Source organism: Paraburkholderia pallida (assembly GCF_004524855.1).
GTDB classification, from domain to species: domain Bacteria; phylum Pseudomonadota; class Gammaproteobacteria; order Burkholderiales; family Burkholderiaceae; genus Paraburkholderia; species Paraburkholderia oxyphila.
The window spans coordinates 233,012-246,536 of record NZ_CP038151.1; the positions used below are offsets into that span (position 1 = coordinate 233,012).

13 protein-coding genes are annotated in these 13,525 nt (G+C 61.4%); 8 read left to right on the plus strand and 5 right to left on the minus strand.

Annotated elements, in window-relative coordinates:
- Positions 1–55: 55 nt before the first annotated feature.
- On the minus strand, positions 56–1,564 hold the full coding sequence (locus tag E1956_RS35970) for an aldehyde dehydrogenase family protein (RefSeq protein WP_134758143.1): 1,509 nt from the start codon (positions 1,562–1,564) through the stop codon (positions 56–58).
- 602 nt (positions 1,565–2,166) lie between these two features.
- Between E1956_RS35970 and E1956_RS35975 the strand changes: the two genes are divergently transcribed.
- Positions 2,167–3,285: a LacI family DNA-binding transcriptional regulator gene (locus E1956_RS35975; RefSeq protein WP_232072328.1), complete on the plus strand. Its 1,119-nt coding sequence runs from the start codon at positions 2,167–2,169 to the stop codon at positions 3,283–3,285.
- A gap of 695 nt (positions 3,286–3,980) precedes the next feature.
- Here E1956_RS35975 and E1956_RS35980 read toward each other — a convergent pair.
- Together E1956_RS35980 and E1956_RS35985 are read right to left on the minus strand one after the other, a co-directional pair.
- Entirely contained in the window at positions 3,981–5,072 is a 1,092-nt protein-coding gene (locus E1956_RS35980) for a porin (protein ID WP_134758144.1), read from the minus strand.
- A 108-nt stretch (positions 5,073–5,180) separates the two neighbouring features.
- A complete protein-coding gene (locus E1956_RS35985) occupies positions 5,181–6,479 on the minus strand; it encodes an MFS transporter (RefSeq protein WP_232072330.1) in 1,299 nt (432 codons plus the stop codon).
- Between the two features lie 305 nt (positions 6,480–6,784).
- Between E1956_RS35985 and E1956_RS35990 the strand changes: the two genes are divergently transcribed.
- Positions 6,785–7,411, plus strand: coding sequence for a RidA family protein (locus tag E1956_RS35990; RefSeq protein WP_232072332.1), 627 nt, complete (start codon positions 6,785–6,787; stop codon positions 7,409–7,411).
- A 74-nt stretch (positions 7,412–7,485) separates the two neighbouring features.
- Here E1956_RS35990 and E1956_RS35995 read toward each other — a convergent pair whose 3' ends face one another.
- Complete coding sequence (locus E1956_RS35995) at positions 7,486–8,436, minus strand: ABC transporter substrate-binding protein (protein ID WP_167760233.1); 951 nt, start codon at positions 8,434–8,436, stop codon at positions 7,486–7,488.
- Between the two features lie 209 nt (positions 8,437–8,645).
- Here E1956_RS35995 and E1956_RS36000 point away from each other — a divergent pair, with 209 nt between their 5' ends.
- Genes E1956_RS36000 through E1956_RS36025 form a run of 6 tightly spaced genes read left to right on the plus strand, consistent with a single transcriptional unit; the run spans position 8,646 to position 13,087 of the window.
- A complete protein-coding gene (locus E1956_RS36000; RefSeq protein WP_134758147.1) occupies positions 8,646–9,560 on the plus strand; it encodes a dioxygenase family protein in 915 nt (304 codons plus the stop codon).
- 26 nt (positions 9,561–9,586) lie between these two features.
- The gene (locus tag E1956_RS36005; RefSeq protein ID WP_232072334.1) at positions 9,587–10,327 is read left to right on the plus strand and encodes an SDR family NAD(P)-dependent oxidoreductase; all 741 of its coding nucleotides are present in this window, start codon (positions 9,587–9,589) and stop codon (positions 10,325–10,327) included.
- Between the two features lie 24 nt (positions 10,328–10,351).
- Positions 10,352–11,233, plus strand: a complete 882-nt coding sequence (locus E1956_RS36010; RefSeq protein WP_134758148.1) for a beta-keto acid cleavage family enzyme — start codon at positions 10,352–10,354, stop codon at positions 11,231–11,233.
- A 17-nt stretch (positions 11,234–11,250) separates the two neighbouring features.
- Positions 11,251–11,781, plus strand: a complete 531-nt coding sequence (locus E1956_RS36015; RefSeq protein ID WP_232072336.1) for a gamma carbonic anhydrase family protein — start codon at positions 11,251–11,253, stop codon at positions 11,779–11,781.
- Positions 11,778–12,755 carry a quinone oxidoreductase family protein gene (locus tag E1956_RS36020; RefSeq protein ID WP_134758150.1) on the plus strand — a complete coding sequence of 326 codons (978 nt, stop codon included), beginning with the start codon at positions 11,778–11,780 and terminating at the stop codon, positions 12,753–12,755. Before E1956_RS36015 ends, E1956_RS36020 begins: the two co-directional genes overlap by 4 nt.
- Complete coding sequence (locus tag E1956_RS36025) at positions 12,752–13,087, plus strand: cupin domain-containing protein (RefSeq protein ID WP_134758151.1); 336 nt, start codon at positions 12,752–12,754, stop codon at positions 13,085–13,087. The genes E1956_RS36020 and E1956_RS36025 overlap by 4 nt, the downstream gene beginning before the upstream one ends.
- 54 nt (positions 13,088–13,141) lie before the next feature.
- Here the strand turns inward: E1956_RS36025 and E1956_RS36030 are convergent, their stop codons facing one another.
- The gene (locus E1956_RS36030) at positions 13,142–13,471 is read right to left on the minus strand and encodes a high-potential iron-sulfur protein (protein ID WP_134758152.1); all 330 of its coding nucleotides are present in this window, start codon (positions 13,469–13,471) and stop codon (positions 13,142–13,144) included.
- Positions 13,472–13,525 lie beyond the last annotated feature (54 nt).

Here is a 13,525-nt window from a genome sequence, read left to right on the forward strand (position 1 = left end):
GCAGCGCCCCCTGGTTGTTGCCACTGTCGATGCCATTGTTCATGGCATCGACAGGTCAGTCCTTCGGCGGCCAGGTCGGTACGGGCTCCTTACCGGACGGGAAGCGGACATTCTTCGAGCGCACGAATTCCTTCAGGGTCTCCGTCGCATTCTCGCGGCCGAAGCCGCTGCCTTTCACACCGCCGAAAGGCGAACCAAGGAACGCACGCCGCATATAGTTGTTCACGAAGATCATGCCTGCATCGAGCTTCGGCGCCAGCTTCCATGCACGGTTCTCATCGGTCGTGCAGATCGCGGCGGTGAGACCGTAAGCGGTGCCATTCGCGATCTCGACGGCTTCCTCTTCGGTCTTGAAGCGCATCAGACAGGCTACCGGGCCGAAAATCTCCTCCTGTGCGACCGTCATGGTTGGCGTCACGTCGGCGAGAACCGTTGGCGGCACCCAGTAGCCGTCCTTGTATTGCTCGTCTTCCGGCAGCTTGCCTTGCGTGACCAGTCTTGCGCCTTCGCGAAGCGCGATATCGATATATCCCATCACACGATCGCGTTGCCTGGCGTCGACCATCGGCCCGATGTCGGTTTTGGCGTCGAGACCGTTGCCGACCACGAGCTTTTCGGTTGCCCGCGCGAACTTCTCTTCAAACTCGGCGTAGCGCGATTCGTGCACGAGAATACGGGCGGTGGAAGTGCACGCCTCGCCCTGGTTGTAGAACATCCCTTCGATGGCGACGTTGAGCGCAACGTCCATGTCGGCGTCTTCGAGGACGATCAGCGCGTTCTTGCCGCCAAGCTCCATGGTTGCGTAGGTGATGTTTTCCGCCGCACTCTGCAACACGCGGCGGCCCGTGGCCGTCGCACCGGTGAAGCTGATGCGCTCGACCTTCGGGTGCGAAGCGAGTGCCGGACCGGCGTGGATACCGGGAACGACGTTCAGCACACCCGGGGGCAGCACCTGATTGGCCAGTTCGACCAGACGCAGCACCGTAAGCGGCGCTTGCTCGCCGGGTTTGACGACCACCGTATTGCCGGCCGCAAGGGCGGGCGCGGACTTCTTGGCAAAGTGAATGGGCGGCCAGTTGAACGGCAGAATTGCCGCTACGACGCCGTACGGCTCGAACAGGACACGCGCTTCAATCGGACCTTGATCGAGGATCTCGCCGTGAAGCGTATCTGCGAGACCCGCGAAATAGTCGAAACAGGCATGGCAGTACGAGACATCGAAGCGCAGCGCGTCGCGCTTGGGCTTGCCGACTTCGCGGGCCTCGAGTTCCGCAAGCTCGTCTGCGTGCTCGCGAATCTTGGCGGCAACCTGGCGCAGCAGCTGCGCGCGTTCGCGCGGCGAGCGGTTCTTCCAGTCCGACTCGTAAGCGTGCCGGGAATTGCGCACGACGCGGTCTACGAGATGTTCATCCGCAGAGACGACGTTGCCAAGCGGCTTGCCGGTTGCCGCTTCTTCAACCGTGAAGACGGGCTGGTTTGCGTCGACTTCCACGGCCTTGCCATCGACGATGGCGCTCCAGTACGGACGGCTCAGGGTGGATCTATCGATAGATGTCAGGGCCATATCAAACAACTCCTTTAGATTCGAATGCATAAAGATGCGTCGTTCCTGGTGAGCGCCGGGTTGGCGTTTCCTTTGACGCAGCGGTGTTGAGGTGCACGGCAAGCCGTTGTCGTGATCACGCGCGGCCCGGTTTCGGGCCGGCTTTGTCACAGGCGCTCTACGCAGTGAGGGCGCGCACGTCAGGGACGGATTCGATCGCTAAGCGCGGATCATTGACCCGTTGGAAGCCACTATATTGCAATCGATTGCAGAATTCAAGCCCTTTGAATCGAAGGGCTTTTGGTGTGACTTGAGGCGGCGAGTTGCCGGTCAGGAAGTGCGTTTTTTCGTGGTAAACCCTTGGAAAACGGGAATATTCGGATATTTTTGGACTCCAGCCCGCATCCGTGGCCGCTCAGCAAAATAATCAGATGATTGCTCTGATTGCGCTTCTTTCTGCAATCGATTGTGCAAAATTTGTAGCGGCTTATTTATAATGTGCCTTGGCCGTGGCACGAGGAACTCACTCGGAAGGGGGGGCGTGCGATCCAGCAGTAGCCGGCCACGGAGAGGTCGTGATTGCTCGGGACCTTCTATGGGAAAAGCGGGGAGGTAGATCTGTCGTGAAAGCAAACACGTCTCAAGCAGGCAATAACCGGCGCACCGTGACGATGAAGCAGGTCGCGGAGCGGGCTGGGGTGCACGTTTCGACGGTCTCGCGCGCACTGAACCCGGAGACGCGCTCGATGGTGGTGCCCGAGTCGGTGGCCCGTGTCATGAAAGCGGCTGAAGAACTGGGTTACCGACTCGACCCGGTCGCGGCCAGTCTTCGAACCGGCCGCTCCAAGCTGGTCGGCATCCTGGTCCCGGATATCGCTACCAATGTTTTCACGCCGATTCTGACCGGTGCGACGGAGCGTCTTTCCGAGCACGGCTACTCCGTGATCGTTGCCTATGTGGGCGGCGACAGCAACAAGCAGCTCGATCTGGCTCAGGGGTTGATCGCGCGGCGCGTGGACGGACTCATTGTCGCGACGGCAAGCCGCGACGACCCGCTGGTGACCTTCTGCATCGAGCGGGGCGTTCCGAGCGTGCTGGTCAATCGTGCCGAGAAGGAAACGCGACTGTCCGGCGTGGTATCGGACGACTTGTTAGGCGCGCAACTCGCTGTGGATCATCTGGTTGAACTGGGTCACAGCCGGATCGCTCATCTGGGCGGACCGCGTGAACATTCGACGGGTTATTTGCGCCATCGCGGTTTTATCCATGCGCTTGCTGCCAATGGTCTCGATGCGGCTTCGGCTCCCACCGAGTTCGCGGAGACTTATACGCGTGAACAAGGTGCAGCGGCGGCGCGGCGGCTGTTGAGCGCGCATCCCGGGATTACCGCGATCGTGGCCGCGAATGATTTGCTGGCACTGGGTGCGTACGATGTCATTCGCGAAGCGGGGTTGAATTGTCCGCGAGACATATCGATTGTGGGGCATAACGATATGCCGCTTGTCGATATGGTTGAGCCGCCGTTGACGACTATTCGTATTAGTCACAAGGAGATGGGGCGGCAGGCTGCCGATCTGCTTGAGCAGGCTATTGAAACGCTTGATCGGCCGGCGCGGAATGTGGTTTTGCCGCCGAAGCTTATTGTGCGGGGGTCTACGGGGGCGCCGCGGAAGGGCGCTGGCAGGAAGTCTGCGAAGGCTGGCGGCACGAATAGGGCCGCTTCTGTTTCTAATGAAGTTTGATGGGCGGCGCGATGAATTCGCGCTTTGGCCTTAACTTGTATTCGCGGCGGGCCGCAAGCGTTGCCCCTGTGCGGGGCGGCACCTACTTTTCTTTGCCGCGGCAAAGAAAAGTAGGCAAAAGAAAGCCGCTCAAACCGCTAGTGTGACGTAGTCCACCACTGCCCTGTATATCGGAGCGGCTCCGGAGCGTCTGTCACCACGCGGCGTATAGCGGAGTGACTAAGGGCTCATCCATCCGGCGGCGCTCCGCGCGCCGTGGGGCATAATCAAAACCAGTGGGATGCACTCGTTTTCGTAGGACTCCAGTGTATTCGATCGGCGGCTCGCCCACGCATTCGCCAGCCAGCACGCCCTGGCATTCACCGGTCAGTATCCCTACGCATTTACCGGGTGCCCCCAACGCATTCGCCGGCCTGCCCGCCCGGTTTTCTTGCAGACCCTTCCGCCCGTGCGTAGCGCGTGGCGGGAAGGATGAGCCCCTTGTCACTAAGGCGGCGTGTGCGAGGAGACGGATGCTCCGGAGCCGCTCCGAAGGACAGGGCAGTGGGGGGCGGCGTCACACTGGCGGTGTGAGCCGCTTTCTTTTGCCTACTTTTCTTTGCGGCTGCAAAGAAAAGTAGGTGCCGCCCCGCACAGGGGCAACGCCTGCGGCCCGCCGCGAAAACAAGTTAAGGCCAACGCAATGCCAATCCAGATCAAAACCGATGCTGCAACCCAACCATCACACCAAGCTGGTCCAAACCAGCCCCAACAGTGCCTCCGGCAGCAACCGGATTAGCGGCCAACGCGCTATTAAACATATAGCCTACTGACGTATACACAGTCACCCGCTTGGACAGCAGATAATTCGCACGCGCAACGAGCAACGTAGAACTCGCATCATTCTTCCCTGCCGACCCGCGTTGCAGATAACGCACCCCCTGCGCATCGAACGAAAGGTTGGGCGTCACGAAGTACGTAGCACCCGCAAAGAAAATATCAGTCTGCAGATGGGTCGCGGCCGCAACATTGTTCCTGATCCACCCAACGCCAATCTTGGTCGGCCCCAACACCACATATCCGTCAACGACATTATGCGTATCCGTATAGGCACTGTTGTTAAGCGGCGCCGAAGCACCGGCCCCACCGCGCATCACATCATATGACGCGGCCACACCGAAGCTCGCGGAATCGTAGGCAAGCAGCGCAGTATATTGCCGGCAAGCGATGAAGTTGCCCGGCACCTGCCCCCCGCAGTTGGTTGCCGCCGGCCCCGCCGGGCCCGCCGCATCACGGCCGAAGCTGTAAGTCGCGCCAAGCGTAACACCATGGAATTTGCCCATGTACCCCACGGCATTGTCGCTGCGAGCGTTCGGCAGGTACGAGTCGAAGTTGTTCAGCGAATGAATCGACGGCCCGATTACATCGGCGTTCGATATCGCATACATCGTCATGTTCATCTGCCGGCCGAGAGTGAGCGAGCCATAGTCGCTGCTGACACCCACATTCGCCTGACGACCGAACAGTCGGCCGCCGTAATTGAGCGCACCGGTGCCCGGCTGAAAGCCGTTCTCCAGCACGAAGAACGCCTTGTACCCGCCGCCAAGATCCTCGGTGCCCTTCAAGCCCCAGCGAGAAGGCGTTTCGCCAGTCAGCGTGGGCATGCCGACCACCGAGCCGCCACTGGCTGTCGCGTGGTCGTAATACGATATGCCGCTGTCGATAATGCCGTACAGCGTGACGCTGCTTTGTGCGCTGGCGAGCCCAGACGCCGCGCCGAGCAACAGCGCGCCCCATTTCATTTTCATGACGGTCCTGTCTCCAATAATCACATTAATTCGTTTTGCTAATTAAAAGCTGCGTATGGCCAATCCGGGATTGAGTGGCACGAGGCGTACTGAAGCGCTGCGAGCAGGCTAGGACGTCGAAAGTACAACGCTCGCCGGCTCGGGATTGCGTCGGCGATAGATGCTCAGTCCGAAGACACAGATCGCGGCAATCGCAACCGGAACGGAAGCCACCCCAAACATGACGGCGGTCGGCCAATGGGCGGACAACATCAGGCCACCGATCATCGAGCCGACAATCGAGCCTACGCGGCCCATGCCTAGCGTCCACGCCACGCCGGTGGCGCGCGCCACCGTGGGATAGAACCCCGCGGACAATATGCTGGTGCCCGTCATCGCGCCCCCCGTTCCAACTCCGGTCACAAACAGCGCAGCGAGCGCCAGCACCGGCATTCCCGTGATATGGCCAAACGAGGCCAGGCTGACGGCCGCACACAGAAATGCGCCCGCCACCACATAGTGCGGATTCGCGCGATCCATCAGAAAGCCGAGCAGGACGGCGCCGAGGGCGTTGCCCGTCAGGTAGAGCGCCGTCATCAACGATGCGTGGCCGAAGGGGACGCCGGTTTCCTGAATGAGGAGCGTCAGCCAGTTCCCCAAAAAGTAGACCACGAGCAAGGCCATGAAGCCCGTGGCCCACAGGAACAGCGTGCCGCCGCGCAGCCCCGACTGCAACAGATGGGCCACCGGTGAACCCTGCGCCGGCGCTTCGTCCAGCGTGAGGTGCGTTTCGGTGGGCGAGATGTCCGGCGCAATGCGGGACATGATCGCCAGCGCCTCGTGCCGGCGATTGTGCGTGACGAGGTAGCTCATCGACTCCGGCAGCCAGACAGCCAGGACGATCACCAGCAACAGCGGCAATGCCCCGCCCAGAATCAACATGGATTGCCAGCCGAACAGGCCGATCAGATGCGAAGCTACGAGGCCGCCAAAAACTCCGCCCGCGGAGATGCCGCAGCCAAGCGGGGCGACGAGCGTCGAGCGGAGGCGGTCGGGGCTATATTCGACCGCGAGCGTATAGGCATTCGGCATCGCGCCGCCCAGGCCGAGCCCGGTCAGGAAGCGCAGGGCAACCAGCATTTCAATTGACGTCGACCACGCGGAACCAATGCTCAGGACACCAAAAATTAAAACGGCGCCGATTAGCGTGAGCTTTCTGCCGAAGCGATCTGCCAGCGGGCCAAAGACGAACGAGCCAACGGCCAGGCCGAAGAATCCGGCGCCAAACACCGGCGCCAGTTGTGCCGCGCTGGCAGCGAAGTGAGACTTGAGCGCCGGTGCGATAAAGCCGAGGACGACGGTGTCGTAACCGTCAGTCACCAGGATCAGAAAGCAGAGCAGAAAGGTCCGGATCTGAAACCCGGACATGCCTCGCTCGTTGATAAACGACCGGACCGTTACTGATTGCCGTACCACCATGCTGATGCTCCTGTTGCGTAACGTGTAACGCATTCGATTGGATCGGGCGCCGCGGGATCCACACCGCTCCGCCGAGGTTTCGCCCTACGGAGGGAAATTTATTGCAATCGATTGCATGTGAAAACTAGGGTTTACGGGGAGGCCGATGTTTCAATCCCGCCGGAGATCAGCCCGGAATTACGGGGATAGGAGAGATGCAACGGGAGGCCATCGGGCTGTCAAACCTTTGACAACACGGCTGTCATCGATCAATAATGCAATCGATTGTATTGGTTTTGGATGGCCAACCGGTGTCCAGCCAGGCGTTGCTTCAGGCAGCGCGGCAAGGGGGCCGGGGACTGAAATCGGCAACCTGCCCCAATGCATCGTCCGAAGCCGCTGTGGGCAGAGGGGGCGCGTCTGATCCGTGTCCTGGAAGCACATGGCTAGCATGTGAAGCGTTTTTTATTGAACTGATCAATGAGGCAAACATGGAAAAGCAGCAACCCTCAAAGCAGGTCCGCCAGTACATCAAGCGGGATGCGGCACAAGCGCGGGCGTTTTCTCCCGCAGTGATTACGCAGGGCGGCAGGATCGTGTGGCTGGCCGGACAGACCGTGGTCGAAGATGCCAACGGCAAATCGCTCGCGGGCGACTTTATTGGGCAGGCGAACGAGGTCTTCGCGCGGATCGGCAAGACGCTCGAACAAGCCGGCGGGACGCTGGCCGACATCGTGACGATGACGGTTTCGATCACGGATGCGAGATTCGGCGACCAGTTCACGAAGGTCCGCAAGGAGATTTTCGGCGACAACTTTCCCGCGAGCGCGCTGATTACTGTGGCGGGTCTGGCCAAGCCGGAAATGCTCGTCGAAGTGCAGGCAATCGCGGTCGTCGACTGATCGGCAGAACCTGCGTTGCGCGGGGAAGAGCAGGTGGATTGACGTTCAACTCCACCTGCCGGCGCTTCATGCTGTTAGCAGGGTACCCATGCCGTGGACGCGCGCGCTTCGCCGAGATACTGCCGGTCGACGCAGGGCGCCCGTGGTCGAGTGAGCGGTGTTCTCGCGTGAGCATCCCGTATGCGCGATACCAGCGCGAGCCCGGCGTCTTCGATTTCCATATCCACGATCAAGCCGTGTGCGGGGTGCACGAGTTCGTCGAGCACGGCGCGCGCGTCGGCATCGGAGAGGTCGGGAAACTGGGCGCGCAGGAGTTCGCAACACGCCGGGGCGTTGCGCGGGTCGAAGATCCACGTCAATGCCTCGCGGTACGCAAGAATGAAGTTGATCAACGGTTCCCGGTTTGCGCTCGCCCATGACTCGAGCACAGCGCCAACGGTGCCCAGATAGCCTGGAAAGAGTGCCGCGGCCGAGGCCAGCGTTTTGAATCCCTGCCGCTCGGCGAGCTTTTCGAACGGTGTGCGAACCAGGGTTGCGTCGTGTTTGCCGGCCACCAGCGCGCGATATCGGTTGCCCGTGCCGCCCGCGGCATCGAACTTCACTTCATCGGAGCCAATGTCGTTGAGCTGGAGAATCTCGCGCAAGACGAACGCGAAGCCGGTCGTCAGCGCGTCGACAGCGAGCGTCTTGCCCCTCAACTCGCGAACCGACGCCACGTCCGGCCGTGCGACGAGCGAAAGAAAGCCGTGATCCCCGCCCATGAACGCGACGAGATCGGGGGCGCTGCCATCCGCGGTTTCGCCCTGGCCATCCGTGTAGGCAATCACGTTGTCCACGCTGGTCAAGGCGATATGAGCCTCGCCAGCGTTCATCCGGTTGATCATGTCGACCGAGCCTTTCACGTATTCGAAGCGCGTGCTCAGGCCATATTTCTCGAACAGATGCTGGTGCTCGCCCACCCAAAGCGGCAGGTTGAACGCCCCCTCAAAGCCGAGAATCTTTAGCGTAGTCAGACGGGAGTGCAAGTGTATCTCCTTGTGCATTGCAATCGATTGCATGTTACGATGCGGCTAGCTCCCACGTCAAGATTTCCACGAATAGGCTATTTGCCCCCGAATTTCAATGCAAAAGAGGGGCAATATGCGGTGCGTGGCATCGATGTGAATCTTCAAAATCGCTTTGACATGTGGGATTTTGGGTCTTATGATGCAATCGATTGCAGAGGAGATAGGGTATGGCCAGGCTAGAGCAGCGCAGCAGCATCGTGACAGATGCTGCGTCGATAACAGGGATCGTCCACGCGGCGATGGAGAACACAGAGAATCCGCGGTTGAAGGAAATTCTGAATGCGTTGGTCAAGCACGCCCACGCGTTTCTGCATGAAGTGAAGCTGACCGACGACGAGTTCGAGCAAGGGCTGGATTTCATCAGGCAGGTCGGGCTGACCTGCACGGACAGCCATAACGAGGTGGTGCTGCTCGCGGACGTGCTCGGGCTTTCGACGCTGGTGAAGGTGCTGAACAACTCCGCGCACGAGGAGCGCACCGGGGGGGCGCTGCTTGGCCCGTTCTACCGGGCGGGCTCGCCACATTACGAGAATGGCGATTGCATTGTGCAGAGCACGACGTCGGGCTCGCCGCTGTTCGTCAGCGGCCAGGTGCTCGACACGAACCGGGAGCCCATCCGCAACGCGCGCGTCGATGTGTGGCAAGCGTCGCCGGTCGGCCTCTACGAGAACCAGGATCCGCAACAGTCGGAAATGAATTTGCGCGGGCACTTCTTCACCGATGCGCGAGGGGCTTTCGATTTCAGGAGCGTGCGTCCAGCCGGCTATCCGGTCCCCACGCATGGCCCCGTTGGCGATCTCCTGCGCCTCCAGCAGCGGCATCCCTATCGCCCGGCCCATCTTCACTTCGTTGTCGTTGCCGAGGGCTATTCCACGCTCATTTCGCAGATTTTTGCCGACGACGCGGAGTATCTGGAGTCGGACGTCGTATTTGGCGTGACGCGCGATCTGGTCGGCAAGTTCGAACGCCGTGAGGCGGGCAGCGGGCCGCATCCCGCGGCGCAGGAGCCGTATTACACGCTGGAATGCTCTTTTGTTCTTGGGGAAGGCGTCTCGACGTATCCGACGCCCCCCATCAAATGACCGAGGTAGATGAGATGGTGAACAACATGCTTGAAGGTAAGGTTGCCGTGGTAATCGGCGGCGCAGGCGGTATTGGAAAGGCGGCCGCGCACCGGCTCGCCGCGTCGGGCGCACGCGTCGTCGTGGTGGGAATGAACGATCTCAAGGCCGTCGAGGAGATCGCAGCGGGCTTGCCGGGCGCGGGGCACATGGCGGCGCTCGCGTCGATTACCGATAGCGCGACGCTGACCGCGCTCGCGCAAGATGTCCAGGGCCGCTATGGAAAGGCCGATATCCTGGTCAATGCGGCAGGCTTTACCAAGCCGGTCAGCCACGCGGACCTCGACGCGCTTTCCGACGAGTTGATCGATGAAATGTTCAAGGTCAACTGGCGCGGGCAATTCGCGGCGATCCGCGCGTTCCGGGCGCTTCTGGTCGCATCCGGCGATGGCCTCGTTGTCAACGTGTCGTCCATTTCGGCAACTACGGGCGTTGGCAGCAATGTCGCGTACTGCGCGGTGAAGGCCGGCCTCGACATCATGGCGGTATCGCTCGGCCGTACGCTGGCGCCGCACATTCGCGTGGTGAACGTCGCTCCGGGCGTGGTCGACACGACCTTCGTGCCCGGCCGCGGCGCCGATTTCAACGAGAAAGTGGCCGGCACCACGCCGCTCGGCCGGATCGGCACGCCCGACGATATCGCGGCCGCAATCGAGGCTTGTGCCACGCACCTGACCTTCACCACCGGCACGACCCTCGTGGTCGACGGCGGCAGAAGGCTGAACTAGCCGGACCGGTACCGAGGTAATCCTATGCATGCACGTAAGACCATCATCACCTGCGCGGTGACCGGGAACCTGACGAAGCCGGAGCAGCATCCAGGGCTGCCCGTCACGCCGGAACAGATCGCGACAGCGTCGCTCGACGCCGCGCGCGCGGGCGCCGCCGTCGTCCATATTCACGTCAGGGACCCCAAGACCGGCCGTCCCTCGATGGATATCGCCCTCTACGAAGAGGTGATCAACCGCATCCGCGCCGAGAACACAGACCTCATCATCAATCTGACGACGGGGCCCGGCGGTCGCTTCATTCCCAGCGACGACAATCCTCGTGAAGCGGCGCCCGGCACGACGCTGATGCGGCCGGAGGAGCGCGTCGAGCACATTCTCCAGCTGCGCCCCGACATCTGCAGCCTCGACCTCAACACGATGAACTCCGGCGGCGACGTCGTCATCAATACGCCGAAAAACGTCAAGCGCATGGCCGCGGTGATTCGGGAAGCGGGCGTCAAGCCGGAACTCGAGATCTTCGATTCCGGCGATATGCACCTCGCGCGCGATTTGATCGATGACGGGGTGCTGGATGGCCCGGGGCTTTGGACCTTTGTCATGGGCGTCAAATACGGATTCTCGGCCTCGCCCGAAACCTTGCTCTATGCGCGCAATCTGCTGCCCGCCGGGGCCACCTGGGCGGCGTTCGGTGTCGGCCGCTTTGAGTTTCCGATGGTCGCCCAGTCGTGGCTGGCGGGCGGACACGTTCGCGTCGGGCTCGAAGACAACATCTACATCTCGAGAGGCGTGCTCGCGCCGAGCAATGCCGCGCTGGTCGAGCGTGCCCGGGACATCGTGTTGTCGCTCGGCGGCGAACTGGCTACGGCCAAAGAAGCGCGGGAATTTTTGGGGCTTAATCGATGAGGAATGCGAATATTTCGATGCCAATTGAACCCTCCGTCGACCCGCACGCCTTTGTTGCGAGCGGCACCCGGCTGATAGGCGAGGTGACGGTGGGCGCGCAAAGCTCCATCTGGTTCAACTGCGTGTTGCGCGCGGACGTGCAGAAGATCGTGATAGGTGAGCGCACCAATATTCAGGACGGCACGGTTATCCACGGTACGACAGGCGGGTTGCCCGTCCTCGTCGGCAATGACGTGACGGTGGGGCACGGCGCCATTCTGCACGCTTGCACGATCGAGGATGGGGGCTTTGTCGGTTTCGGCGCCCGGGTGTTGGACGGGGCCGTTGTGAGATCGGGCGGGATGCTTGCCGCCGGCGCGCTGTTGTCTCCAGGCAAGGTGGTCGGCTCCGGCGAGCTTTGGGCCGGGCATCCCGCGCGTCTAGTGCGCCCGCTGACCGATAAGGAGCGCGACGACATGGTCGCCACGACGGCGCGTTACGTCACGCTCGCCAGCCGATACAAAAGTACGAATCTAGTTATCTTCAGCTACCAGGAAAATCAACGATGAACGCAGTTTATGTTACCGCCCCGAGCGCCAGTGTGGACGCGCTTGAACTTGAATTCGTCGATCAGGGCGCACTCGACGTTGCCGCAGGAGAATGTCTGATCGAGGTGCATAGCGCCGGTGTCAATCCGAGCGACGTCAAGGCTGTGCTGGGTGCGATGCCGCATGCGATCTGGCCGCGCACGCCGGGACGCGATTATGCCGGTGTGGTGATCGAGGGACCGGCGGCGCTGCTCGGCAAAGAGGTGTGGGGCAGCGGCGGTGAGCTCGGAATCCGCCGCAACGGTTCGCATGGGCGCTTTCTGGTCGTTCCGGCGGAAGGCGTGCGCGAAAAACCGTCGAGCCTGAGCATGGACGAGGCCGGCGCGATTGGCGTGCCGTTCGTCACCGCCACCGAGGGCTTGCGCCGCGCAGGTGGCGTCAAGAAAGGCGACGTTGTTCTCGTGCTGGGCGCCAACGGTAAAGTGGGTCAGGCCGCCATCCAGCTCGCCACCATGGCAGGCGCAAAGGTGTTCGGGGTCGAGCGGACCGCCGAGCCCTATGTGGGCCACGCGAGCGGCGAGGTGATCATGATCGACGCGTCGTCTCAGTCCATCGACGAGGTCGTGCGCGAGGCAACAGGCGGACATGGCGCCGACATCGTTTACAACACGGTCGGCAGCCCGTATTTCGAGCAGGCCAACAAGGCGCTTGCGAAGCGCGGGACCCAGATCTTCATCTCGACAGTCGATCGGGCTGTGCCGTTCGATATCTTTGCGTTCTATCGCGGTCAGCATACGTATGTCGGCATCGACACGCTGGCGCTCGACAGCATCGAAGGCGCGCTGATTCTGGACCGGTTGTTGCCCTCGTTCGAGAGCGGCGCATTGAAGCCGTTTCCAATCAACAAGGATTTTGTCTTTTCGATTGAACACGCGGCGCTCGCGTATCAGGCCGTGCTGCGGGGCTCCACGAACCGGGTGCTGCTCAAGCCATGAACGTCACCCGCTACGACCAGGCTCCACAGTATTTTCCGGAGAACCATTTCGACATACGCTGCGTGAGGCTGCAGGGCCATGAAGCCGGTCCTGCGCAGTCGCTGTGGATAGGTGTTTCGACCATCGAGCCCGGCGGGCATACGACGATGTCCGCTTCGGCGCTCGAGAAGCACTACGTCGTGCTTGCGGGCGAGCTTACGGTGCAGACGGAAGAAGGGGAGGTGGTGTTGCGCGCCAACGACTCGTGCAGACTGGCTCCGAATGAGGGGCGGGCGCTGAAGAATCGTTCCTCCGCTCCCGTTTCGGTATTGCTCGCGATGCCCTTTGCGTAGGCACTGCGTGGAGCCCGCGTGAGTGTTCACGCGGGCTCGCAGATCGAGAAGCCATTACCCCTTTTTGGCGTATGCGCTACACCAGCCCGCCGCGGAGACAATCTTGCCGCCGAAGATCGGGCACGCACCGGAGCTCGAGTTGGCCTGACCTTGATAGAGGGCGCAGTTGGCGCAGTTTTGGCCGGCGATGTACGCCGGATATTTCGTCTTGTCGACGTGTGTAGCGTCGGCACGATAGCCGAGGGATTGTGCGGTTGGGTCGGTTTCCCGAACCTGATTGTCCGCGGCGAGCGCAGCAGGAGTCTTTGCGAGCAAGGCGGCCGAAGCGATTGCCGTGACGTTGACCAGCAGAAAATTGCGCCGACACACGTTTGCAGTATTCATTTTGTACTCCTGTTCAACATTGGGAGAGAGTCGCAACTGGAACTCAAAGACGGG